Origin of the sequence: Isoptericola sp. b515, from assembly GCF_030588125.1 — a bacterium.
GTDB lineage: Bacteria > Actinomycetota > Actinomycetes > Actinomycetales > Cellulomonadaceae > Isoptericola > Isoptericola sediminis.
In genome coordinates this window covers 74,945-95,949 of sequence record NZ_JAUQYR010000001.1, presented here as the reverse complement: position 1 = coordinate 95,949, position 21,005 = coordinate 74,945, and the positions used below count along the sequence as shown (strand labels likewise).

At 72.8% G+C, this 21,005-nt stretch carries 16 protein-coding genes; 7 read left to right on the top strand and 9 right to left on the bottom strand.

Annotated features, from left to right (window positions below; genetic code table 11):
- Positions 1–35: 35 nt before the first annotated feature.
- Complete coding sequence (nrdF, locus tag Q6350_RS00355; protein ID WP_304602411.1) at positions 36–1,016, top strand: class 1b ribonucleoside-diphosphate reductase subunit beta; 981 nt, start codon at positions 36–38, stop codon at positions 1,014–1,016.
- A gap of 97 nt (positions 1,017–1,113) precedes the next feature.
- Here nrdF and Q6350_RS00350 read toward each other — a convergent pair whose 3' ends face one another.
- Together Q6350_RS00350 and Q6350_RS00345 are read right to left on the bottom strand one after the other, a co-directional pair.
- The gene (locus tag Q6350_RS00350) at positions 1,114–1,611 is read right to left on the bottom strand and encodes a phosphoribosyltransferase (protein WP_304602410.1); all 498 of its coding nucleotides are present in this window, start codon (positions 1,609–1,611) and stop codon (positions 1,114–1,116) included.
- 81 nt (positions 1,612–1,692) lie between these two features.
- Positions 1,693–2,655 (bottom strand): FKBP-type peptidyl-prolyl cis-trans isomerase, encoded by a 963-nt coding sequence (locus Q6350_RS00345; RefSeq protein WP_304602409.1) that lies wholly within the window; start codon positions 2,653–2,655, stop codon positions 1,693–1,695.
- Between the two features lie 106 nt (positions 2,656–2,761).
- On the opposite strand from Q6350_RS00345, the gene Q6350_RS00340 reads away from it, so the two are divergent.
- From Q6350_RS00340 to Q6350_RS00330, 3 genes are read left to right on the top strand one after another with little or no spacing between them, the layout of a single operon-like run.
- Complete coding sequence (locus Q6350_RS00340) at positions 2,762–3,061, top strand: hypothetical protein (protein WP_171245510.1); 300 nt, start codon at positions 2,762–2,764, stop codon at positions 3,059–3,061.
- A 60-nt stretch (positions 3,062–3,121) separates the two neighbouring features.
- Positions 3,122–3,901 carry an alpha/beta hydrolase gene (locus Q6350_RS00335; RefSeq protein WP_305064634.1) on the top strand — a complete coding sequence of 260 codons (780 nt, stop codon included), beginning with the start codon at positions 3,122–3,124 and terminating at the stop codon, positions 3,899–3,901.
- Between the two features lie 5 nt (positions 3,902–3,906).
- Positions 3,907–4,701 (top strand): alpha/beta fold hydrolase, encoded by a 795-nt coding sequence (locus Q6350_RS00330; protein WP_369810807.1) that lies wholly within the window; start codon positions 3,907–3,909, stop codon positions 4,699–4,701.
- A gap of 56 nt (positions 4,702–4,757) precedes the next feature.
- Here Q6350_RS00330 and Q6350_RS00325 read toward each other — a convergent pair whose 3' ends face one another.
- Positions 4,758–6,275, bottom strand: a complete 1,518-nt coding sequence (locus Q6350_RS00325) for a hypothetical protein (RefSeq protein ID WP_305064631.1) — start codon at positions 6,273–6,275, stop codon at positions 4,758–4,760.
- 306 nt (positions 6,276–6,581) lie between these two features.
- On the opposite strand from Q6350_RS00325, the gene Q6350_RS00320 reads away from it, so the two are divergent.
- The 3 genes from Q6350_RS00320 to Q6350_RS00310 are packed head-to-tail and all read left to right on the top strand — an operon-like array spanning position 6,582 to position 10,106.
- Entirely contained in the window at positions 6,582–8,057 is a 1,476-nt protein-coding gene (locus Q6350_RS00320; RefSeq protein ID WP_305064629.1) for a hypothetical protein, read from the top strand.
- Positions 8,054–9,130 carry a hypothetical protein gene (locus tag Q6350_RS00315; RefSeq protein ID WP_171245515.1) on the top strand — a complete coding sequence of 359 codons (1,077 nt, stop codon included), beginning with the start codon at positions 8,054–8,056 and terminating at the stop codon, positions 9,128–9,130. The genes Q6350_RS00320 and Q6350_RS00315 overlap by 4 nt, the downstream gene beginning before the upstream one ends.
- A 31-nt stretch (positions 9,131–9,161) precedes the next feature.
- Complete coding sequence (locus Q6350_RS00310; protein WP_305064627.1) at positions 9,162–10,106, top strand: tetratricopeptide repeat protein; 945 nt, start codon at positions 9,162–9,164, stop codon at positions 10,104–10,106.
- A 12-nt stretch (positions 10,107–10,118) separates the two neighbouring features.
- Here the strand turns inward: Q6350_RS00310 and glgB are convergent, their stop codons facing one another.
- The 6 genes from glgB to Q6350_RS00280 form a co-directional block, all read right to left on the bottom strand.
- Positions 10,119–12,338 carry a 1,4-alpha-glucan branching protein GlgB gene (gene glgB, locus Q6350_RS00305; RefSeq protein WP_305064625.1) on the bottom strand — a complete coding sequence of 740 codons (2,220 nt, stop codon included), beginning with the start codon at positions 12,336–12,338 and terminating at the stop codon, positions 10,119–10,121.
- 62 nt (positions 12,339–12,400) lie between these two features.
- A complete protein-coding gene (locus Q6350_RS00300) occupies positions 12,401–13,756 on the bottom strand; it encodes a phosphotransferase (protein ID WP_304602402.1) in 1,356 nt (451 codons plus the stop codon).
- A gap of 5 nt (positions 13,757–13,761) precedes the next feature.
- The gene (treS, locus tag Q6350_RS00295; RefSeq protein ID WP_171245519.1) at positions 13,762–15,546 is read right to left on the bottom strand and encodes a maltose alpha-D-glucosyltransferase; all 1,785 of its coding nucleotides are present in this window, start codon (positions 15,544–15,546) and stop codon (positions 13,762–13,764) included.
- Positions 15,543–17,606, bottom strand: a complete 2,064-nt coding sequence (locus Q6350_RS00290; RefSeq protein ID WP_304606831.1) for an alpha-1,4-glucan--maltose-1-phosphate maltosyltransferase — start codon at positions 17,604–17,606, stop codon at positions 15,543–15,545. The genes treS and Q6350_RS00290 overlap by 4 nt, the downstream gene beginning before the upstream one ends.
- Before the next feature lie 178 nt (positions 17,607–17,784).
- Complete coding sequence (locus Q6350_RS00285) at positions 17,785–19,089, bottom strand: hypothetical protein (protein WP_305064621.1); 1,305 nt, start codon at positions 19,087–19,089, stop codon at positions 17,785–17,787.
- 220 nt (positions 19,090–19,309) lie between these two features.
- Positions 19,310–20,992 (bottom strand): FAD-binding dehydrogenase, encoded by a 1,683-nt coding sequence (locus tag Q6350_RS00280; protein ID WP_304606833.1) that lies wholly within the window; start codon positions 20,990–20,992, stop codon positions 19,310–19,312.
- Between the last annotated feature and the right edge of the window lie 13 nt (positions 20,993–21,005).

The window sequence follows — 21,005 nt, the reverse complement described above, 5'->3', positions numbered from 1 at the left end:
CCTCGTCGTCGACCCACGCCCCGAAGGAACCCGCCATGTCACCCACCGGTCAGCTCAAGCTCATCGACCGCGTCACCGCGATCAACTGGAACCGTCTGCAGGACGAGAAGGACCTCGAGGTCTGGGACCGCCTGGTCGGCAACTTCTGGCTGCCGGAGAAGGTGCCGGTGTCCAACGACATCCAGTCGTGGCACACCCTGTCCGAGGCCGAGAAGCTCATGACGACCCGGGTGTTCACCGGGCTGACGCTGCTCGACACCATCCAGGGCACCGTCGGTGCGGTCTCGCTCATCCCGGACGCCCTGACCCCTCACGAGGAGGCGGTGTACACCAACATCGCGTTCATGGAGTCGGTGCACGCCAAGAGCTACTCGTCGATCTTCTCGACGCTGATCTCCACCAAGGAGATCGACGACGCGTTCGCCTGGTCCGAGCAGAACCCGCACCTGCAGCGCAAGGCCGAGATCGTCCTGGAGTACTACCGGGGCGACGACCCGCTCAAGCGCAAGGTCGCCTCGACGATGCTCGAGTCGTTCCTGTTCTACTCCGGCTTCTACGCCCCGATGTACTGGTCGAGCCGGGCCAAGCTGACGAACACGGCCGACCTCATCCGCCTCATCATCCGCGACGAGGCCGTGCACGGGTACTACATCGGCTACAAGTTCCAGAAGGGCCTGGCGAAGCTCTCGCCGGCCGAGCAGGACGAGATGAAGGCCTACACCTTCGACCTGCTCTTCGAGCTGTACGAGAACGAGGTCGCGTACACCGAGTCGCTCTACGGGGAGCTGGGGCTCACCGAGGACGTCAAGAAGTTCCTGCGGTACAACGCCAACAAGGCGCTGATGAACCTCGGCTACGAGGGGCTCTTCCCGAAGGACGAGACCGACGTCAACCCGGCGATCCTCGCGGCGCTGAGCCCGAACGCGGACGAGAACCACGACTTCTTCTCGGGTTCCGGCTCGTCGTACGTGATCGGCAAGGCGGTCGAGACCACCGACGACGACTGGGACTTCTGACCCGCTCCGAGGTGCTCGTGACGAGGGCCCGGCGACGGCATCGGCCGTCGCCGGGCCCTCGCGCGTCCGGGGTGCCCCGCCGGTGACCCCTCCGGTGTCAGGCGTGCCCCCGGTCGTCCGCGCCGGCCACCGGAGGTTCGGCCGACCAGGGGAACGTGATCCAGCGGTCGGTCTCGCGCCAGGTGTACTCCGGCCGGTACACCGACCGCGGCTTCGTGTAGAGCACGGCAGCACGCGCCTCGGCGCCCTTCTCCCGGACCAGACGCATCACGAGGTCCAGCGTCCGGCCGGAGTCCGCGACGTCGTCCACGACGAGCACCCGCGAACCCGGCAGCTCCGCGGTGTCCATGAGCGGCGGCAGGACGCGTGGGTCGTCGAGGGTCCGCCCGACGTCGGTGTAGAACTCGACGTTCATCGTCCCGACGCCCTTCGTCCCGAGGGCGTAGGCCACGGCTCCGCCGGGGATCAACCCACCGCGGGCGATCGCGACGACGACCTCGGGACGGAAACCGCTCGCCACCACCTGCTCGGCGAGCCGGCGCACCCCGTCGCCGAAGTCGGACCAGGTCAGCACCTCGCGGTCGGTGGTGTCCATGGCTCCGACACTACGACGACGGCGGGCCACCCGTGCAGGTGGCCCGCCGTCGCGGGGGTCAGGTCCGGTGCGGAGCCCGCATCACTCCACGTCGAGGATGTCGACGACGAAGACCAGGTCCTCGCCCGCCAGCGGGTTGCCCTCGACGGCCTCGGCGCCGTAGGCCTGGTCGGCCGGGATGACGAGGAGCACCTGGCTGCCGACGGTCTGGCCTGAGATGCCGTCCGTCCAGCCCGGGATCACCTGCTGCAGCGAGAACGCCGAGGGCTCGCCCCGCTCCCAGGACGAGTCGAAGACCTCGCCGTCCAGGGTCCAGCCGGTGTAGTGCGCGGTCACGGTCTGCTCGGGCGAGACCTCCTCGCCGTCCCCGCGGATGAGGGTCTGGGCGACGAGCTCGTCCGGGGCCTCGTAGCCGTCCGGGATCTCGACGGACGGGGCGCCGTCCTCGCCCAGCGTGACGGTGGGCAGACCCTCCTCGGGCTCGACGGCCTCGCCCTCGGCGCGCTCCGGGATCTCGTAGGCGTCGACGACCTCGATGAGGTTCACCGCGGTCGTCGGCTCGCCCTGCTGGTCGGCGATCGGGTTCGCCAGCAGGAAGCGGGTGCCGACCGACTGGCCCTCGAGCGGCGAGATGAGCAGGTCGGACTGCTCGCCGAGGACGATGCTCTGCGGGGAGTCGACCTCCCAGGTCGAGTTCATCTTCTGGCCCGTGGCGTCGTAGGTCACGTAGTGGATGGTGAGCTTCATGCCCTCGCTGATCTCGGTCCCGTCACCCTCGTCCACCACGCGGTGCGTCGGGACGGAGACCTCGATGTCGTCGAAGGAGAGCTCCGGTTCGGAGCCCGGCTCGCCCGTGACCTCGATCGACTCGACGGCGGCGATGTCCTCCTCGGTCGGCTCGGCCTGCGCGGTGGAGTCGGCGGAGGCCGACGAGGGTGCCGACGGCTCCGTGCTGTCGGGGGCGTCGGCGTCGTCGCTGCAGCCACCCAGCACGAGGGCGGCGGCGAGCGCGACGCCGAGGGCTGCGGGGGTACGGAGCTTCACGAGTAGTCCTTCGGTCGCGGGGTGGTTCGTCCGGTCGACGGACCCCGAACACTCTAACGGCCCGGCCCGGCCGGTGGTTCCTCCCCCCGCACGCCACAATGGGGACATGCCGTCACGTCGACCCTCCCGCAAGCGTCCCTGGGGTGCCGAGCACCAGCCCCTCGACATGGACCGAGCGCTCGGCGGCATCCGGCACGAGAGCGCCGACGACGGCGAGTGGACGGTACGGCGGGTGACGGGCGGCGACAAGGCCTACACGTGTCCCGCCTGCCGCCAGACCATCCCGCCCGGGACGCCCCACGTGGTCGCGTGGCAGCGTGACGCGTGGGGTGGTGAGGCGGCCGGCCTCGAGGACCGCCGGCACTGGCACGCGTCCTGCTGGCAGCGGCGCCGACGTCTGCTCTGACGTCGCAGGACGCGCGCGTCCGGCGGGCAGGAGATCGGGCGCGAACTAGGCTGGTCAGTGATGAACGAGGACACCGCCACCGGCCACCAGATCCGCTCGATGACCGTCCTGCCCGCCCGTCGGGAGGACGTCGACCTGCACACCGCGGACGGGCTGACGCTCGTCGGTGAGCTCGCCCAGCCGCAGGGCCGCGACCCGGTGGCGACGCTGCTGACCTTCCACCCGCTGCCCACCCACGGCGGATACATGGACTCCCACGTGTACCGCAAGGCCGCGTGGCGCCTGCCCGAGCTGGCCGACCTCGCGGTGCTCCGGTTCAACACCCGGGGCACCTCGTCGCCGCGGGGTACGTCCGAGGGCGCCTTCGACGGCGGCGACGCCGAGCGGTACGACGTGGCGGCGGCCCTCGAGCTCGCCGAGTTCCGCGAGCTGCCCCGCCCCTGGCTGGTCGGCTGGAGCTTCGGGACCGAGCTCGTCCTGCGGCACGGGGCCGACCCGAGCATCGAGGGGGCCGTCCTGCTCTCGCCCCCGCTGCACCGCGCCACGGACGAGGACCTGGACCGCTGGGCCGAGTTCGGCAAGCCGCTCGTCGTGCTGGTGCCCGAGCACGACGACTACCTGCAGCCCGCCGAGGCGCGCGAGCGCTTCGCCCGGGTGCCGCAGGCCGAGGTGATCGGCGTCGACGGCGCCAAGCACCTGTGGGTGGGCGAGCCCGCCGTCCGCCGGGTGCTCGACGAGATCGTCCAGCACGTGCTGCCCGGGCACGCGCCGCTGCCGACCCACTACGACGGAGAGGTCGAGCACGCCTCGGACCTCCGCAACGTTCCGACGAGAGGATGACGACCATGACGCCCTCGACCCTGGCGACGCACGTCCTGCACGACGGGGCGGGCGTCCCGCTGGTACTCCTCCACGGCTTCCCCCTGGACCACCGGATGTGGAACCCGGTCGTCGCGGAGCTGCCGCCCGGCCTGCGGGTGGTCGCCGTGGACCTTCCCGGCTTCGGCCACAGCGACCTGGGTCAGCTCCCGCCCACGCTCGAGGCGGCCGCGGACGCCGTGCACGCGGCGCTGCGCGCGGCGGGGGAGGGCAACGGCGCCGTGGTCGGCATGTCGATGGGCGGCTACGTCGCCCTCGCGCTCGCCGAGCGCCACCCGGAGATCGTCCAGGGGCTCGGGCTGGTGGACACCAAGTCCACGGCCGACACCGACGAGGCGCGGGCCGGACGGCTGGCCGCCGCGCGGACGGTGGCCGACTCCCAGACGCTGGACGCGGTCATGGGGATGCCGGACAAGCTGCTCGGGCCGACCAGCCAGATGGAGCGGCGCAGCCTCTACCCGACGGTCTACGACTGGATCCGCTCCCAGTCCCCGTCCGCGGTCGCGTGGGCCCAGCGCGCGATGGCGGCCCGGCCGGACCGGACGGACGTGCTGCACCGGTTCCCCGGTCCCGTCGCCGTCGTCGTCGGTGCCGAGGACTCGATCACGCCGATCGACGAGGCCAAGCACATGGTGGACGCGGCGTCGGACGCGACGCTGCACGTGGTGGCGAACGCCGCGCACCTGAGCACGATCGAGGAGCCCGCCGCCGTGGCGCGCGCTCTCGCCGCGCTGCAGGAGCGGGTCGTCGCCCAGCTCTGAGCCGCCCGGAGACACCGAGGGGCCGTCGCCACGGCGACGGCCCCTCGACGGTCCGGTCAGTTCCGGGACGGCGCGGAGCTCTCGGCGGCGGGGGAGTCGCCGGGCGCGGGAGCCGACGAGGCGCTGCCCGGGTCGGCCGACTGCGTGGACGCGAAGCGGGCGCGCTGGGCCGGGGTCAGGTCCCGGGAGTAGCTGTCCTCCTCGGCCGGCTCCTCGTCCTCCTCGGCCTCCACGACAGGGGCCGCGGGCTCCTCCGCCGCGGGCTCCGCGGGGGACTCCGCGGAGGAGGCGGCGGGAGACACGACGGGCTCCTCGACAGGCTCGTCGGCCGGTGCCTCGGCGGCGACCTCCCGGGCCTTCTCCGTGCCGAGCAGGCCCCGCAGCTCCTCGAGGTAGGAGTTGATCGAGTCGTGGCGGCGGGTGAGGTCCTCGAGCTGGCGCTCGGCGGCGGTCCGGTTCTGGTCGGCCTCCGCCTGGGCGTCGGACATCGTCTGCTCGGCGAAGGTCCGCGCCTCGGACACGATCGAGTCGGCCGTCCGGCGGGCGTCCGCCACCAGCTCCTTGACGTAGGCGTCCGACTCGGACCGGACCTTGTCGGCCTGCTGCAGGGCCGCGGCCACCCGCTTCTCCGCCTCCGCCGCGTGCTCCTCCGCCTCGCGCACGATGCGCTCGATCTCGGTGCGTGCGGCGTCGTGCCGCTGCGCCGCCTCGGTCTCGACGCGCTCGCGGGTCTGCGCGGCCTGCAGCTCGGCGTCGGCGAGCGTCGTCCGCGCCTGCTCGCGCAGGTCCTCGAGCTCGGAGGTGACGGAGTTGGCGGACTCGGCCGCCTGGTGCTTGGCCTCGGCCACGATGCGGGCGGCCTCGTTGCGGGTGCGTTCCATGAGGTCGTTGGCCTCGCGCTCGGCCTCCTCGCGCAGGGCGGCCGACTCGGCGGCGGCGGAGGCCCGGAGCTGAGCGATCTCCCGGTCCGCCTGCACGCGCGCCTCGGTGACCTCCCGCTCCGCCGTCGTGCGCAGCGTGCCGATCTCGTGCTCGAGGCCGGCGCGGCGCTCGTTCTCCTCGGTGGTCAGGCTGCTGGTGATCAGCGCGGCCTCGCGTTCGGCCGACCCGACGAGTTCCTCCGCGCGACGCTGGGCCCCCTGCAGCGCGCCCTCGGCCTCCGCGGCCGTCGTCGAGCGGATCTCCTCGGCCTCGCGGCGCGCGCTGGACAGCAGCTCGGAGGCCTCGGACTCCGCCCGCTGGCGCACCTGGCCCGCGGCGAGCTTCGCGCGGGCCATGATGTCGGAGGCCTGCTGGTTCGCCTGCGTCAGCACCTCGGCCGCCTGCTCGTCCGCCGAGCGGAGCAGCCGTTCGGCACGGGCGCCGAGGCCCGCGTACGACGGTTTGTCGCTCTCGCGGAGCTGCCGGTGGGCGTCGGCCAGCTCGGAGGACAGCTGCATCGCCCGCGAGTCGGTGGCCTCGACGTTGCGGCGTGCCTCCTCCAGGGCCTGCTCGAGACGGGAGATCTGGCTCTCCACGGCGGCGCGGTCGTATCCACGCATGGTGATCGGGAAGAGCGTGCGCTCGTCGGACACGGGAGGACCTCCGGACGTCGTGGGTGCCCCGGCACCGCTGAGAGTAGGGGAAGGCACCGATCAGAATAGTGGCCCGGGAGGCCCACCGACACCCGTGGGCGGGTGAGGTACGGCGCTGGGACGTGCCGCCCCGGCACCTGCGCGGCCCCGTCCGGGTGTTGTCGGTGGTCGAGGCGTGGGAGGGTCGAGGATGCTGGTACCGGACTCGTGAAGGGTTCGTGAACCGATGCGGCCGAACGCCACCCGGCGTCCGGCCGCTGCTCGCGCGTCCTTATCCTGAGGTGTCCACGTCGAAAGGGAAGCTCGGTGCTGCAACGCATTCTGGGTGTCGTCCTGGTCCTTGCCGGACTGGGAGCCATCGCGTTCGGGGTCGCGACCGCGACCGTCCTGCGCGAGTCCGACTCCGTCGTCGCCACGGCTCGACCCGCCGGTGACGGCACGCTCGTCGTCACCGACCCGGGTGTGCTCGGGTTGGTCGACTCCGAGGTCACCGTCACGGCCTCCGTGCCCGAGGGGCAGGAGGTCGCCGTGGTGGTGGGCCGCGAGGTCGACGTCGCGGGGTGGCTCGGTGAGGACGCGTACACCCGGGTCACCGGGCTGAGCGACTGGGAGACCCTCTCCACCGAGCAGGTCGCCGGTGCCGCGGACGAGGAGGCCGAGTCCTCGGAGGACGGCGAGGAGGGTGCGGAGGCCGAACCGCCGCCGAACCCCGCAGGTTCCGACATGTGGGACACCGAGCTCGTCGACGCCGAGCAGGTGAGCCTGCGCTGGACCGACCGTCCGGGCCGCTGGGTCCTGCTCGCCGCGGCGACCGGTGCCGCCCCCGCCGAGGAGTCCGAGGGTGAGGACGCCGAGGCGGCGGAGGCCGACGAGGCGGCTCCGGCCGAGGCGCCGACGCTCGAGCTGACCTGGGACCGGGACGTCTCGACGCCGCTGCTGTGGCCCGCCGTCGGTGTCGGTGGTGTGCTCCTGATCATCGGCCTGGTGCTGCTGGCCATGTCGCGGCGCACGACCCGGAGCCGCAAGCGCCGCACCGCCGGCGCCACGGCCGGCGCGGCGTCGACCACGGTCTCCTCGAGCGGCACGACGTCCCCCGGGACCGGCACGCCGTCCGGCACCTCCCCGTTCGGGCCGGCCGTCGGCGCGGGCGCGGGCGCGGCGACGTCCCGCTCCGGCGGGACCTGGCCCGGCGCGGCGGCCGCGTCACCGAACGCCCCGCACGACGACGGCACGGCCTCGGGCGCGGAGGACGCGCCGACGCAGGGCACCGACCCGCAGGACGCGGCCGGCGGCACCGACCAGGTGCCGGTCGCCGGGCGCTTCCGGCGCCGCACGCGCCTGCGTCGCGACGCCGACCCGGCCGACGCCCAGGACGCCCCCGTCCCGGCACCGGAGCCGTCCGCCGGCGGCGCGCCGGTGCCCGCTCCCGCGCCGGCGCTTCCCACCGCTCCCGCGTCGTCGGCGGACACCGCCGGGTCGGACGACACGGCCGCGCGGCCGCTCACGCGACGTGAGCTGCGCCGTCGCGAGGAGGAGCGCAAGGCCGCCGAGCAGTCCGGCATGGGCGGCATGGGCCGCGCCCTGCGCGCCCTGACGGGCCAGACCCCCGTGGTGCCGCGCCCCGGAGGAACCTCCTCGCCGTCGGCCGCGGACCCCGGCGGCGCGCAGTCCGCCGCGGACCGCAGGGCCTCCGCCTGGCGGGAGACCTGGGGTTTCGGCGGGACGACCGCCGCCGGCACGCCGACGAGCGACGACGACACGAGTGACGAGGACAAGCGATGAAGGACTCCACCCGCCGGCCGGGGCGCCGGCGCGCGACCGTCGCCGGTGTGGCGACCACCGTCGTCCTGCTGGCCGGATGCGCCGAGGAGCTGCCGACCCCGGAGCCGGACGAGCCCGTCGCCGGACCGGCGCTGACCGCGGCGCAGCAGACCCGCGTGGTCGAGGAGGTCGCCGGGTCGCTGACGAAGGCCAGCGAGAACGAGAAGCCCGACCAGCTGCGCCCCCGCGTGGAGGGCCCGGCGCTGGAGGTGCGCCGCACCCAGATCGAGGTCGCGAAGAAGAGCGGTGACGACTCGCTCGTCACGAGGATCCCGACCGAGCTCGAGGCGATGATCCTGCCCACGACCGAGTCGTGGCCCCGGGTGAGCTTCACCATCACGCAGCCGACCGAGAACCTCGAGGTGCCGCGCCTGGTGGCCTACCAGCAGGACTCGGCCCGCGACAACTACAAGCTGTGGTCGTGGGTGCAGCTCATCCCCGGCACGACGCTGCCGAACTTCGCCGACCCCGAGGCGATCGGCTCCGACGCCGTGGCGCCGGACGACGACTCGCTGCGGGCCACCCCGCGACAGGCGCTCTCGCAGTACGCGGACCTCGTGGCCAAGGGGCCGGACGACTCCGAGCACGCCGGCGCGTTCGAGCTGCCGGGCGAGAGCACGGACCTCGTCAAGCGGGTCCAGAAGGACGCCAGCAGCGTGCGCGGTGCGGACGCCTTCAAGGAGGCGGACGGCGAGTACAAGATCGCGTTCGCCTCCCGGGACGACCAGGTCGTCGCGGTGCGCACGTCCGACGGCGGTGCGGTGGTCATGGGTGCACTCGACGGCAACATCCGGGTCACGGTCGAGGAGGACGGCGAGATCGGTCCGCTGACGCCCTCCCAGAAGACGCTGATGGGCGACGCCGACAACACCGACCAGCTCTACGTGGAGTACACCGACCAGGTCGCCCTCTACGTGCCGCCGGCCGGGTCCGAGGAGCCGATCCGCCCGCTGGGGTACTCGCACGTGTCCACGGCTGCCGCCAACGACATCCCGGGCGAACGCAACACCGACCGGAAGAAGGACGACGGCTGAGACGTCGGCGCAGACTTCGTAGGATGTGCCCATGAGCACTCCCACGCCCGAGCCGAGCTTCAGCCCGCGCGGCGCCGTCGACCTGTCGGCCCTCAACCGGCCCCAGTCCCCGCCTCCGGGGGAGCCGGGAGGCGCCCCGACGGCCGGCGGGTACGTCGTCGACGTGACGGACGCGAACTTCCAGCAGGTCGTGCAGGACTCGACGACGTACCCGGTCGTGATCCTGCTGTGGATGCCCACGGACCAGGCCAACGCGGACCTCGGCGCCACCCTGGGCCGGCTCGCCGACGAGTACGCCGGCCGGTTCCTGCTGGGTCGCGTCGACGCCAACGCGTACCCGCAGATCGCCTCGGCGTTCCAGCCGCAGGGCGTTCCCACCGTCGTCGCCGTGCTGCAGGGTCAGCCGCTCCCGCTGTTCGCGGGGGCGGCCTCGGAGGAGCAGATCCGCGGCGTGCTGGACCAGGTCCTGGCGGCCGCCGAGCAGAACGGCGTGACGGGCCGGGTTCCCGCCCCGGGCGGGGCCGAGGAGTCCGACGAGCCGGCCGAGGAGCCGGAGGAGCCGTTGCCCCCGCTGCACCAGGAGGCGTACGACGCCATCGAGCGTGACGACCTCGAGGCGGCGGAGACCGCCTACTCCCGCGCGATCACGCAGGACCCCACCGACGCCCAGGCCGTGGCCGGCCTGGCCCAGGTGCGTCTGATGCAGCGCACCCGCGGTGCCGACCTGCAGCAGGTGCGCACCGCGGCGGCGGACGCCCCGGCGGACGTCGAGGCCCAGCTGGCCGTGGCCGACATGGACATGCTCGGCGGCAAGGTGGACGACGCGTTCGACCGCCTCCTGCAGCTCATGCCGACGGCCGACGCCGAGGGCAAGGAGAAGCTGCGGGCGCGGCTCGTCGACCTGTTCGAGGTCGTGGGAACGTCCGACTCCCGTGTGGTCAAGGCCCGCAAGAAGATGATGATGTACCTGTACTGACGCCCGCCGTGGTCAGCGGGGCGTGAGCACCAGGGCGCCGAGCGGGGGGACCCGCACCGTCGCCGAGTGCTCGCGCCCCTGCCACGGGACGTCCTCGGCCACGACGTCACCCTCGTTGACGACGCCGGAACCGCCGTAGCGGGGAGCGTCGGTGTTGAGGGCCTCGGACCAGGCACCACCGTGGGGGAGCCCCAGCCGGTAGCCCTCGTGCGGCACGCCCGCGAAGTTGACCACCACGACCACCGGCGAGCCGTCCGCCGCACGGCGGACGTAGGCGACCAGGTTGCGGGCGGCGTCCCCGCCCTCGATCCACTCGAACCCGGAACCGTCGAAGTCACGTTCCCACAGGGCCGGTGTCGCCCGGTACAGCCCGTTGAGGTCGCGGACGAGGTGCTGCACGCCCGCGTTCCCGGCGTCCTCCAGGCTCCACCAGTCCAGACCGGCTCCCTCGCTCCACTCGGCCTCCTGGGCGAACTCGCAGCCCATGAAGAGCAGCTGCTTGCCCGGGTGGGTCCACTGGTAGGCGAGGAACGAGCGCACGCCGGCCAGCTGCTGCCACCGGTCGCCGGGCATCTTGCGCAGCAGCGAGCCCTTGCCGTGCACGACCTCGTCGTGGCTGATCGGCAGGACGTACTGCTCCGAGAACGCGTAGACCAGCGAGAAGGTCAGCTCGCCGTGGTGGTGGCTGCGGTACATCGGGTCCTTGGAGACGTACTGCAGGGTGTCGTTCATCCAGCCCATGTTCCACTTCAGGCCGAACCCGAGACCGCCCGCGTCCGTCGGTCGGGTGACCCCCGGGAAGGCGGTGGACTCCTCGGCGATCATCAGCACGCCGGGGGAGCGCCGGTAGGCCGTGGCGTTGGCCTCCTGCAGGAAGCTGATGGCCTCGAGGTTCTCCCGTCCGCCGTGGACGTTGGGGGTCCACTCGCCCTCGTTGCGGGAGTAGTCGAGGTAGAGCATCGACGCGACGGCGTCGACGCGCAGGCCGTCGGCGTGAAACTCCTCGAACCAGTAGGTGGCGTTCGCGACGAGGAAGTTGCGCACCTCCCGGCGGCCGAAGTCGAACACGTAGGTGCCCCAGTCCGGCTGCTCGCCGCGGCGGGGGTCGGCGTGCTCGTACAGCGGGGTGCCGTCGAACCGCGCCAGGGCGAACTCGTCCCGGGGGAAGTGGGCGGGCACCCAGTCGAGGATGACGCCCACGCCGGCCTGGTGCAGCCGGTCGACCAGATACCGGAAGTCGTCGGGGCTGCCGAACCGGGACGTCGGTGCGTAGTAGCTGGTGACCTGGTAGCCCCACGACCCGCCGAAGGGGTGCTCGGCGACCGGCATCAGCTCCACGTGCGTGAACCCCTGCTCGACGACGTAGTCGGTGAGCTGCTCGGCCAGCTCGCGGTACCCCAGGCCGGGACGCCAGGAGCCGAGATGGACCTCGTAGACGCTGATCGGTCCGCCGTGCTGGTCCCGGGACGCACGCTGCTCCATCCAGGCGTCGTCCTGCCAGGTGTGGTCGCTGTGCACGACGACCGAGGCGGTGGCGGGCGGCACCTCGGTGCCCTTGGCCAGCGGGTCGGCCTTGGCCCGCCAGATCCCGTCCGGTCCGCAGATCTCGTACTTGTACCGCGTCCCCGGCCCGACGTCGGGCACGAAGATCTCCCACACGCCGCTGGAGCCGAGGGAGCGCATCGGGTGGATGCCCGTCCAGCGGTTGTGGTCCCCGACGAGGCGGACGCCCCGGGCGTTCGGCGCCCACACGGCGAAGGACGTCCCGACGACGTCACCGCGCGCGCTCGGGTAGACGTGACGGTTCGCCCCGAGGACCTTCCACAGCTCCTCGTGCCGGCCCTCGCCGACGAGGTGCAGGTCGACCTCGCCGAGGGAGGGCAGGAACCGGTACGGGTCGTCGGCCGTGTGCACGTCGTCGGCGTAGCGGGTGCGCACCCGGTAGTCGGGGGCGTGCCGGGTCCCGTCGTCGCCGGTCGGTGCCGGCACCACGGCGCTCCACACGCCGCCCGCCTCGTGCGTCGCCGGGTGCTCCTCCTCCCCGTCGGGGCCCACCGTGAGCACCACGACCTCGTCGGCGAGGGGTCGCAGCACGCGCACGACGGCGGCGGGGGCGCCGCCCGCCTCGGCGGGCAGCAGGTGCGCGCCCAGCACGGAGTGCGGGTCGTGGGTCGTGCCGCGCGCGACGGCGGTGAGGAGTTCCGGGTCGACAGCTGCTGGCACGGGCGTCATGTCGTCCACCTTTCCACGTCCTTCTCCGGGCCGCGTCCGCAACACGCACGCGTCACCGGCGGTCAGTCCCGCAGCAGCCGGTCGACGGCGCCGAGGGGGATGGGCAGCCACGTCGGGCGGTGGTGCGACTCGTACACCACCTCGTACAGGGCCTTGTCGAGCACCAGGGCGTCGAGCACGACCGCCGCGGTGTCCTCGTCCATGCCGGCGTGGTCCACCACGGTCTTGCGGTAGCCGGCCAGGAAGGCGTCCGCCGCCTCGGCCTGCCAGCTCGCGGGTTCGGGGGCCTCGCCCACCGCGGCGGCGTAGTCGAAGGAGCGCAGCATCCCCGCCACGTCGCGCAGCGGCAGGTCGGGCGCCGTGCGCTCGTCGACCGAGCGCTGGGGCTCGCCCTCGAAGTCGAGCACCTTCCAGCCCTCGCTGAACAGGGTCTGGCCGAGGTGCAGGTCACCGTGGATCCGCTGGGTCGTCACGGGTTCCGGCAGAGCGGCGAGCCGACGCTCGAGATCGTCCAGCAGACCCGTCACCTCGGCCGCCCGCGGCGCGAGCACCTCGGCCTCGGCGACGGCGCGGTCCGCGCGGCGGCGCAGCCCGGCCACGAACCGTGCGGCGTCCAGCGGCGGCCCGGTCGGCAGCAGCGTCGCCATGCGCTGGTGCAGCTCCGCCACCAGCCGGCCCAGCGCGTCGGCCTGCTCGACGAACGGCTCACCGCGGCTGGCGACGTCGCACGCCATCTCGAAACCGTCCTCGGCGTGGGGCACCAGCTCGGACAGGATCGCCAGGTGCACGGCGCCGTCGTCGGTGTCGATCTCGAGGGCGCCGAGGAACCGCGGCACGCCCTCCCAGCCGTCGGCCGTCAGGGCCTGGGGGACGACGACGTCCGGGTGCGGGCCGTCGGCGATGGTGCGCAGGATCTTCAGCATCCCGCCGGCGCCCGAGGGCGACGGCACGCCGGGCAGGATCACCGAGGTGTTCGACTGCTCGCCGGCCAGCACCCGGCCGCGCTCGGTGAGGGTGGTGGGGTCGCCCGCCACGCCCATCGCGCGCAGCAGCGCGACCCAGCACGCCGGGTTCGCCCCGCCGTCGTGCACCGCCACCTCGCCCGTGGCGGTCTCCACGGTCCCGATGTGGCCGAGACTGACGTCCTCCGGGTCGCTGAGCACGAGCGGGACCTGCGCCACGACCTCCCCGCCGGGCAGCTCCGGGCCGCGGAGCCGCGTGAGCAGCAGCACGACGTCGCCGTGCGCACCCTCCGGGGGTGCGAGGTCGACCTCCTCCTGGTCGAACGTCACCGCCAACCAGGGCTCGGCCTGGACCGACGCCCCGCCGGGGAACCAGCGTTGCGTCGGGAGCCAGGCCGCGAGCAGGTCGCCGACGCTCGGGTCGGGTGCTGCGTGCTGGACGGAGACGTCGATCATCTGGTCTACCCCTCGTCGTCGTGCTGGTCCGGTGGTGTGGCGATGAGCCAGTAGAAGTCGCGCGAGCCCCAGGAGAGCCGCACCGTGCCGTCGTCCGACACCTCGGGGAAGCGTCCGCCGCCGAACAGGTCGGTCAGCGACCAGCCCTCCATCCCCGGCAGCGAGATCGTGGCCGAGCGGGCGGTCGTGGACAGGTTGGCCGCCACGACGAGCTGTTCGTCGTCGGAGCGGACGAAGGCGAGGATCGCCTCGTCGTCGACCTCGCAGGCGGTGAACGTCCCCGTGCCGAAGGTGGGGTGCAGCCGGCGTACGCCGAGCATGCCGTGCACCCAGTGCAGCAACGACGTGGGCTGGTGCAGCTGGGCCTCGACGTTGATGTGGTGGTAGTGGTTCACCAGCGACTGGTTCAGCGGCAGGTACAGCTTGCCGGGGTCGGCCGTCGAGAAGCCGGCGTTGCGGTCCGGCGTCCACTGCATGGGGGTGCGCACGGCGTCACGGTCCGGCAGCCAGATGTTGTCGCCCATGCCGATCTCGTCGCCGTAGTACAGGCACGGGCTGCCCGGCAGCGACAGCAGCAGGGCGTGCGCGAGCTCGATCTCCTTGCGGGAGTTGTCCAGCAGCGTCGCGAGCCGACGGCGGATCCCCACGTTGGCGCGCATGCGCGGGTCCTGGGCGTACCACCCGTACATCGCGGCGCGCTCCTCGGTGGAGACCATCTCCAGGGTGAGCTCGTCGTGGTTGCGCAGGAACGTGCTCCACTGCCCCCCGGCGGCCGGGATCTCCGGGGTGTCGGCCAGGATGTCGAGCAGCTGGGTGGCCCGCTGGTCGCGCAGCGCGTAGAAGATGCGCGGCATCACCGGGAAGTGGAAGCACATGTGGCACTCGGGGTCCTCGCTCGTCCCGAAGTAGTCCACGACGTCCTGCGGCCACTGGTTCGCCTCGGCCAGCATGATGCGCCCGGGGAACTCCTCGTCGATCATCCGGCGCACCTGCTGCAGGAACTCGTGCGTGCGCGGCAGGTTCTCGCAGTTGGTGCCCTCCTCCTCGTACAGGTAGGGCACGGCGTCGAGCCGGAAGCCGTCGACCCCCGAGCGCAGCCAGAACCGGACGACGTCGAACATCGCCTCGGCGACCTTCGGGTTCTCGTAGTTGAGGTCCGGCTGGTGGCTGAAGAACCGGTGCCAGAAGTACTGCCGGCGTACCGGGTCGAACGTCCAGTTCGACGTCTCGGTGTCGACGAAGATGATCCGGGCGTCCTCGTACGCGGTGTCGTCGTCCGACCACACGTAGAAGTCGCCGTACGGCCCCTCCGGGTCCGAGCGGGAGGACTGGAACCACGGGTGCTGGTCGCTGGTGTGGTTCATGACCAGGTCGATGATGATCCGGATGCCCCGGGCGTGGGCCGCCTCGATGAGCCGGCTGAAGTCCTGCAGCGTGCCGTACTGCGGGGCGATCGCGGTGAAGTCCGCGACGTCGTAGCCGCCGTCCCGCTGGGGCGAGGGGTAGAACGGCGGCAGCCACAGGCAGTCGACGCCCAGCCACTGCAGGTAGTCGAGCCGGTCCATCACGCCGCGCAGGTCACCGGAGCCGGCGCCCTCGGAGTCGGTGAAGCTACGGACCATCACCTCGTAGAAGACCGCCTTGCGGTACCACTCCGGGTCCTCGGTGAGGCCGGGCTTCGGCAGCGGCGGCGGCTCGGGCTGGCGGCGCGGCGGGAGCGCCTGGACGGGGATCTGCCGGGTGATGGGGCGAGGGACGTCCACGCCGCCGGTGCTCGTCGAGGAGCTCATGCCGGCACCACCTTCAGCACGTGACCGACCTGGACCTGGGGATCGAGACGGACGTACGGATGCGCGCCCCAGGGATAGCTCGTCCCGGACAGCTCGTCGTGGGCCGTGAAGAACGGCTGGTCCTCCACGTCGTCGGGCTTGCGGAGACCGAGGGCCTCGAGGTCGAGCAGCACGGTCGACTCCTGGGTGTGGTGGGGGTCGAGGTTGACCACCATCAGGACGATGTCGTCCTGGGTGGCTCCGGGCCGGCCGGCGGCCGGCAGGTGTTCGGCGCGCACGCGCCGGGAGTAGGCGATCACCTGGTCGTTCGTGGTCGGGTGGATCGTGACGTTGCGGAGCTGCTGCAGCGCGGGGTGGTCGCGACGGATCTCGTTGAGCCGCCGCAGCAGGGTGGCGATGCCGATGTCGTCGCCCTGCGACCAGTCCCGGGGCCGGTACTCGTACTTCTCGTTGTCGATCTGCTCCTCGACCCCCGGGCGGGGCACGTTCTCCACCAGCTCGTAGCCGGAGTAGATGCCCCAGGTCGGGCTGCCCGTCGCGGCGAGCAGCGCGCGGACGGCGAACCCGGCGACCCCGCCGTGCTGCAGGTACGGCGGCAGGATGTCGTGCGTCGTGGGCCAGAACGCCGGGCGCATCACGGCGCCCTGCTCACCGGCGACCTCGGCGAGGTACTCGGTGACCTCCTCGCCCGTGTTCCGCCAGGTGAAGTACGTGTACGACTGGTGGAAGCCGATCCGGCCCAGGGTCTGCATCATCGCGGGCTTGGTGAACGCCTCCGACAGGAAGATCACGTCCGGGTCGGTCGCCCGGACCTCCGCCAGCAGCCACTCCCAGAAGTCCAGCGGCTTGGTGTGCGGGTTGTCCACCCGGAACAGCGTCACCCCGCGGTCGATCCACAGTCGCACGATGCGCAGGACCTCGTGGGACAGGCCCGTCGGGTCGTTGTCGAAGTTCAGCGGGTAGATGTCCTGGTACTTCTTCGGCGGGTTCTCCGCGTAGGCGATGGAGCCGTCCGCCCGGACGGTGAACCACTCGGGGTGCTCGGTGACCCAGGGGTGGTCCGGCGAGCACTGCAGCGCCAGGTCGAGAGCGACCTCCAGGCCGTTGCCGCGCGCCGCGTCGACGAACGCCTTGAAGTCCTGCTCGTCGCCGAGGTCCGGGTGGATGGCGTCGTGGCCGCCGTCGGGGGAGCCGATGGCGTACGGGCTGCCGGGGTCGCCGGCCTCGGCCTCGAGGGTGTTGTTGCGGCCCTTGCGGAACGTCGTGCCGATCGGGTGGATCGGCGTGAGGTACACGACGTCGAACCCCATGTCCGCGATGGCCGGCAGGCGTCGGGCCGCGGTGCCGAACGTGCCTGACCGCCAGGTGCCGTCATGGGACCGGGTGGCACCCTCCGAGCGGGGGAAGATCTCGTACCAGGCGCCGGTCTGCGCCAGGCGGCGGTCCACCCGCAGGGGGTAGGTGGCGCTGGGCGTCACCAGCTTCCGCAGCGGGATCCGGCGCAGCGCGTCGCGGACCGCGTGGGTGGTCGCCATCGCCAGCCGTGCCTCGGCCGGCCGTGCGGTGTTCGCCAGCTCGCGGGCCGCCCGCTCGAGGAGCTCCGCCTCCTCGGGGGTCCGCCGGCGCTGCAGGCGTGGGGTGATGATCTGCTCGAACAGCAGGGCGCCCTCGGTGAGCATGAGCTCGACGTCCTGGCCGGCGTGGATCTTGATGGTCGCGTCGTGCGCCCAGGTGGCGTACGGGTCGGACCAGGCCTCGACGCGGAAGGACCAGTCCCCGGTGGCGTCGGGCTGCAGGAACCCTTGGAACCGGTCCAGACCGGGGGCGATGTCCTCCATCGGTGCCCAGGAGTGCAGCCGTCGGTCCGGCGTGAACAGCACGGCCGTGGCGTTGACGGCGTCGTGGCCCTCGCGGAACACGGTGGCCTCGACCGGGACGACCTCACCGGGCGTCGCCTTGGCGGGCCAGCGCCCACCCTCGACGACGGGGGAGACCTCGAGCACGGGGATGCGACCGATGGGCTGGGGCGGGGCGGGCTTCGGCGACGTCACGCCCCCCACGCTAGCCAGGCACGCAAGGGAGTGCGCGCCAACATGCCCGGACCCCGGTCAGTCGGCCCTCCCGAGGACCACCAGGCAGCTCGACGGCCGCCGCTCGCCAGGGATCGGGCACGAGGGGCGGAGTGACGGGCATGCCCACCCGCCCCCGACCGTTCTGCACCGCGACCTCGCACGCGTCCTAGTCCGTCGCCACCTCGCCGCACGGCACCGTGCCGGCTGACCCCCAGCACACTGCGTCGCCGAGCAGGTACCCGCCCTCTTCGCGCGTCAAGGGAAAGTACACGGTGGTGGTCGAACCCTCGGCGGGGACCGTTCCGCGGACATAGAGGTCGGTCTCGTCCATGAGCAGCGAGACCCGTCCGATGGCCTCGGTGAGGGGGCGTTCCGGATCGGGTACCAGGCGCTGGAGCGTCCGCCCGGTGTCGAACTCGATGACTTCTGCCCATCCCGGACCGTCGGAGGCAGGGCGACATCCGCCGGTGACGATTCCGATCGCCGTGTCTCCGTCCCAACCCACGCGGTGTTGTTCCCGGAGCTCGGGCGGTCTGGTGGGGTCCGGGCACTCGTCCCGCTCGCTGCTCGCCACCGGGAACGCGGTCGATGTCTTCGAGGCATCAGCATCCGCCATGCCGGCCTGCGAACGGGCCCGGTATCGCTCGAGGAGCTCCGCGAAGTCCTCGGCGACCGAGTTCTCCGCCAGCGACTCGGGCCAGCCTGCATCGGCGACACTCGCCGCGTGGGTCGCCGCCGCGCGCTCCAGCACGTCGACGTGCTGCTGCAGCGTCGAGGTGCAGTCGACGTCGTCGATCTCGGACGGTCCGTCCAGCGTCCAGAACGGACGCGCAGAGCTCGACCAGAACGGCATGCCTCGGTAGTCGCCCAGCAGCGACAGCGGCGAGACGAGTGCGACAGTGCCGAGGTCGACCTCCGTCTCCTCGTCGCCTGCGATGGTCGCCCGCAGCTCGACCACGGAGACGTACGGCACGGTCTTGGTGCCGTTGCCCAGCGTCAGGCCCATCGCCTCGATCTGCCCGGCCGGGATCTCGAAGTCTCGCGGCTGTCGTGCGACGCCGATCACCCGCCCCTCGTCGTCGGGCGGTTCCTTCAACGTGCCGGGGTCCAGCGGGAGGTCCGGGAACTCGGATGCGAAGACGCGTCCTCCCTGGCCCAGGCACACGTAGAGCGCCTCGCTGTACAGGACGTCCCCGGAGACGCTCGTGACGAGAGCGGACCGGTCGCCGAGATTCTCGAAGGTCACCGTGACCTCGACGCCTTCGTCCGTCCACTCGTCCGCGCCCAGGCTGCTGTCGACCGTGCCGATCCCGACCGACAGATTTCGGACCACGACGTCGGCCCCGGTGCGGCTGACCGTCGGTGCCGAAGACGCCGACGGCTCGGACTGCGAACGGGAGGTCCACCAGTCCAGCGACAGGCCCAGCGCCGCGATGAGAACGCTCAGGGCCGGGACGACGACGGCTGCCACCTTTGCGGCCCGAGACCAGGCGTCGTGATCACTTCCACGGTCGTGGGTATCGGCGCGCTCGTCGCCCATGAGACTGCACCTCCCGCCGCCTCGTCAATCGTCCGGCAGGCCTCCGACGCCCGCAACGCCCGGCAGTGCTCGACGCGTGCGCGGGCGGGAACCGGCGAGAGCCCGAGGCGGCGCGGTGACCGCGGCCGGTGGAGGTGGGGGTCAGGGAGTCTCAGCCGTCGGCGGCCAGCGCCCGGCCGGTGACGCGGCCGGTGTGCAGGCACCCGCCCAGGAACGTCCCCTCCAGCGCCCGGTGCCCGTGGACGCCGCCGCCGCCGAAGCCCGCGGCCTCGCCGACGGCCCACAACCCGTCGACGACGGAGCCGTCGTCGCGCAGGACCCGGCCCGACGGGTCGCACCAGAGCCCGCCGAGGGTCTTGCGGGTCAGCACCGACAGCCGCACCGCGAGCAGCGGGCCGTCCTTCGGCGTGGTCAGGGGCCGCGGCGGCGAGACGCGGATCATCCGGTCCACCCGGAAGTCGCGGGCGGCCCGCGTGGCCACGACCTGGGGGTCCTTGCCGAGCCCGGAGGCGACCTGGGCGTCGCGGGCACGGACGACGGCGGCCAACGCTGCCGGGTCGACGTGCCCGCGCGACCCGGGAGTCGCCGCGGTCAGCGCGTTCATCCGCCCGGCGAGCTCCTCGGGGGTGTCGGCCCAGAGGAACTCCGGCGACTCGGCGGCGAACCGCGCGACCGGCCCGACGGCGCCGGGCAGCACCCGCTGGGCGAGCAGCCGCAGGTCCTTGCCGGTGAGGTCGGGGTTCTGCTCGGACCCGGACAGGGCGAACTCGGACTCCATGATCGCCTTGTTGAGCACGAACCACGAGTGGTCGTCCCCGCGGGCGGTCACGTGCTGCAGCGCGCCGAGCGCGTCGAACCCGGGGAACAGGGGCGCCGGGAGCCGTCCGCCGTCGGCGTCCAGCCAGAGCGAGGACGGTCCCGGCAGGATGCGGATGCCGTGGTTCGTCCAGACGGGGGAGTGGTTGGCGATGCCCTCGGGGTAGTGCCACATGCGGTCCTCGTGCACGAGGGCAGCCCCGGCGTCGGCGGCATGACCGAGCATGAGCCCGTCGGTGGAGTCGGGGACGCCGGACAGCATCCGGGCGGGCAGCTCGCCGTGCCGCGGGTTCCAGCGGGCCCTCGCCAGGTCGTGGTTCGCACCGATGCCGCCGGAGGCGACGACGACGGCGCCGGCGGAGAGCTCCTCGGTGCCCACCACCTCGCGCGACGACGGCGCCCCACGGACCGCCTCGTCGTCGGCCAGGATCTCCGCACGCACCCCGGTGACCCGGCCGTCGGTGACGACCAGCTCCGTGACCCGACGGCGGAGGCGCAGGTCCAGCAGCCCGGCGGAGCGGGCCTCGCGGGCGGCGGCGACGAACGGTTCGACGATCGCCGGCCCGGTGCCCCAGGTGACGTGGAACCGCGGCACCGTGTTGCCGTGCCCGCCGGCGGGATACCCGCCGCGCTCGGCCCACTGCACCAGCGGGAACCAGCGCACCCCCTTGGCGTGCAGCCAGGAGCGCAGGTCCCCCGAGGCGGCCTCGACGAAGTGCTTGGCCCAGGCGTACCCGTGCCGGTCGGGCCCCTCGCCGTCCTCGGCGCCCGGGGCGAAGCGGGCCGAACCCAGCCAGTCCGCCCAGGCGAGCTCGGCCGAGTCGCGGACCCCGAGCCGCCGCTGCTCGGGGGAGTCCACGAGGAACAGCCCCCCGAAGGACCACCAGGCCTGCCCGCCCAGGGAGGCCTCCGGCTCCTGGTCGAGCAGCACCACGCGCCGCCCGGCGGCGGTGAGCTCGGTGGCGGTGACCAGGCCGGACAGCCCGGCCCCGATGACGATCACCTCGGCGTCTGTCATGCGCGCAGTCTGG

Bases quoted from the DNA above. Each gene is read 5' to 3' on its own strand.
- nrdF (WP_304602411.1), top strand. From the start codon at position 36: ATGTCACCCACCGGTCAGCTCAAGCTCATCGACCGCGTCACCGCGATC.
- Q6350_RS00350 (WP_304602410.1), bottom strand. From the start codon at position 1,611: ATGGACACCACCGACCGCGAGGTGCTGACCTGGTCCGACTTCGGCGAC.
- Q6350_RS00340 (WP_171245510.1), top strand. From the start codon at position 2,762: ATGCCGTCACGTCGACCCTCCCGCAAGCGTCCCTGGGGTGCCGAGCAC.
- Q6350_RS00335 (WP_305064634.1), top strand. From the start codon at position 3,122: ATGAACGAGGACACCGCCACCGGCCACCAGATCCGCTCGATGACCGTC.
- Q6350_RS00330 (WP_369810807.1), top strand. From the start codon at position 3,907: ATGACGCCCTCGACCCTGGCGACGCACGTCCTGCACGACGGGGCGGGC.
- Q6350_RS00315 (WP_171245515.1), top strand. From the start codon at position 8,054: ATGAAGGACTCCACCCGCCGGCCGGGGCGCCGGCGCGCGACCGTCGCC.
- Q6350_RS00310 (WP_305064627.1), top strand. From the start codon at position 9,162: ATGAGCACTCCCACGCCCGAGCCGAGCTTCAGCCCGCGCGGCGCCGTC.
- glgB (WP_305064625.1), bottom strand. From the start codon at position 12,338: ATGACGCCCGTGCCAGCAGCTGTCGACCCGGAACTCCTCACCGCCGTC.
- Q6350_RS00300 (WP_304602402.1), bottom strand. From the start codon at position 13,756: ATGATCGACGTCTCCGTCCAGCACGCAGCACCCGACCCGAGCGTCGGC.
- treS (WP_171245519.1), bottom strand. From the start codon at position 15,546: ATGAGCTCCTCGACGAGCACCGGCGGCGTGGACGTCCCTCGCCCCATC.
- Q6350_RS00280 (WP_304606833.1), bottom strand. From the start codon at position 20,992: ATGACAGACGCCGAGGTGATCGTCATCGGGGCCGGGCTGTCCGGCCTG.